The organism is Vibrio sp. UCD-FRSSP16_30 (assembly GCF_001676025.1).
Classification (GTDB): Bacteria; Pseudomonadota; Gammaproteobacteria; order Enterobacterales; family Vibrionaceae; genus Vibrio.
Window position 1 is genome coordinate 1 of sequence record NZ_LZFW01000031.1, and the last position, 2,593, is coordinate 2,593.

General features: G+C 47.9%; 2 protein-coding genes. Both read left to right on the top strand.

All coding sequences use genetic code 11. From position 1 onward, the window contains the following. Positions 1 to 230: 230 nt before the first annotated feature. Positions 231 to 1,763 carry an IS21 family transposase gene (gene istA / locus A9260_RS11470; protein WP_068699096.1) on the top strand — a complete coding sequence of 511 codons (1,533 nt, stop codon included), beginning with the start codon at positions 231 to 233 and terminating at the stop codon, positions 1,761 to 1,763. Between the two features lie 10 nt (positions 1,764 to 1,773). Then, positions 1,774 to 2,514: an IS21-like element ISVch3 family helper ATPase IstB gene (gene istB, locus A9260_RS11475; RefSeq protein WP_068699098.1), complete on the top strand. Its 741-nt coding sequence runs from the start codon at positions 1,774 to 1,776 to the stop codon at positions 2,512 to 2,514. Positions 2,515 to 2,593 lie beyond the last annotated feature (79 nt).

Below are 2,593 nucleotides of genomic sequence, written 5' to 3' on the forward strand. Positions count from 1 at the left end.
TGCATATTTCGGAGCATTCCGATCACCCATTTCGGGATTATCCGATCACCCATTTCGGTTTAAACCGATCGCTGATTCCGCGATTATCAGATCACTTTTAACCTAACTCCGAAATCGATGATCGGAATAGCGAAAACTGCGATCGTAATGGCCGAAATCCTTCCTTTTTCTCTTTTAAATCAATAGCTCGCTATCCTTTACTTCTAAAACAAGAAGGAAAGGAAGCGATAATGGCCAAAAAGAGAACTCCAATGAATAAAATCAAAGAGGTATTACGCCTTAAATACGACTGCGGTCTCTCAAATCGTAGTATCGCTTCTTGCCTTAAACTCGGCCCATCCACCATATCGGAACTCCTTACTCGCTTTAAACAAAGCCAACTTGGTTGGCCTTTACCCGACAGTTGTAGCGATGCAGATCTCACTCAGGTGCTGTATCACGGTAAGAAGCCCTGTCGAGATAAAGTCATGCCAGACTTCACTCAGTACGCAGTCGAACTCAGACGTAAAGGCATGACAAAGATGCTGCTCTGGCAGGAGTATCACGAGCAACATCAAGAACAAGCTTACGCTTACACTCAGTTCTGCGAGCACTTCACTCGTTGGTTCAAAACCCAAAAACGCAGCATGCGCCAACTTCATGTTGCAGGTGATAAACTGTTTATCGATTACTGTGGACCTCGGCTTCAGGTGGTCAACCCTGACACTGGCGAAGTGCGCGAAGCGGAGGTGTTCGTCGCGACTTTAGGCGCGTCCAATTACACTTATGTTGAAGCCTTCCCCAGCCAAGGGAAGCCCTACTGGTTAGAGGCGCATGCGAATGCGTTCGAACACTTCGGTGGCGTACCACAACTCTTAGTTCCCGATAACCTACGCAGCGCAGTCACCAAAGCCAATCGTTATGAGCCGAGACTGAACGACAGCTATCAAAAACTGGCGAATCACTATCAAACCGCTGTGATGCCAGCTCGCCCCTACAAACCGAAAGACAAAGCCAAGGCAGAGAATGCCGTGCTTCTAGTGGAACGCTGGATCATGATGCGGCTACGACACCAAACCTTCCATACCTTTAAAGAGTTGAATCTCGCCATCCGTGAACTCATGAATGAGTTAAATCAGCGTCAGATGAAACAGTATGGCGCTAGTCGCCAAACGTTGTTCGATAAACTCGACAAACCTGCATTAAAGCCATTGCCTAAGCAGCGTTACCTGTATACCGAAACTAAGCGAGCCAAAGTTGGCCCTGACTATCACATCGAATATCGCCGTCATTACTACTCAGTTCCTCATCAACTTGTTGGTCACCACGTTGAGTTGGAAGCCTCCAATCGCTTGGTACAGATCTACCATCAAGGTAACTTGGTCGCCCAGCATCCACGTAGCCAAAGAGAGCGAGGAAACAGCACCCAACCAGAGCACATGCCAAGCAACCATCAACATCAAAAGTGGTCGCCAGGGCGCTTGCTTAGCTGGGGAGCCAATATCGGCCCAGCCACACGAGAAATCGTCAATAAGATGCTGAACTCCAAGCCTCATCCAGAGCAGTCTTATCGTTCCTGTCTTGGCTTGCTCAGCCTCAGTAAAACCTATGGTGAGTCGCGCCTAGAGCAAGCCTGTAAAGATGCGCTAATGCTGACAAAATCCAATTACACCTTCATCAGCAATTTGCTGAAAAACAATCGTGAAGGACAGCTGAGCAAAGACAGCACGAACACGCCGAACCTTGTTCATAGCAATGTTCGTGGCCCTAACAGTTATCATTAGGAGAAAGGATATGAATGCACTGAACGACCAACTTAAAACCCTACGCTTGAGTCATGCAGCGAAAGCATTAGAGCAGCAGCAAGAGCAACTGACCACCTACGCAGAACTGGACTTCGAGGAACGGCTAAGCCTGCTTCTGGACAGTGAAATCCTGAATCGTAACCAGACCAAAATCCAACGCTTAAAACGACAAGCCAAGCTGAGAGTAGATGCGCAGCCGAGCCAACTCATCTATAAGGAGGGACGAAACCTCAATCGTAAACAGATGAGCGAACTTCTGACGGGCAGTTATCTATACAAGCACCAGAACATATTGGTTACAGGCCCAACAGGCGCAGGAAAAACGTATCTTGCCTGCGCACTGGCAACCAGCGCCTGTGACCAACAACAAACGGTTAGGTACTACCGATTAACACGCTTGCTTGACGACCTGACCGCGGGTCGTATGGATGGTAGCTATCAAAAGCAACTGCAATCGCTAGCTAAGAAAGCGTTACTGATCCTCGACGACTGGGGAATGGAAAAGCTCACTCAAGAGCATGCGGGTCACTTACTAGAAGTGCTTGAAGATCGTTATCAAAACAGCAGCACAATCGTCATCAGCCAATTACCCGTAAAGGAGTGGTACAACATGATCGGTAACGCTACCGTTGCAGACGCGCTAATGGATCGGCTCGTACACAATAGTCATCGAATAGAACTGGGAGGTGAATCAATGAGAAAACTGGCGCAATCCGATCACTTAGAGTAAAAATAAGAAGAGAGAAAAACGGCAGGATCTGGTGATCGGAATAAACCGAAACAGCTGATCGCAATCACCGGAATACGCA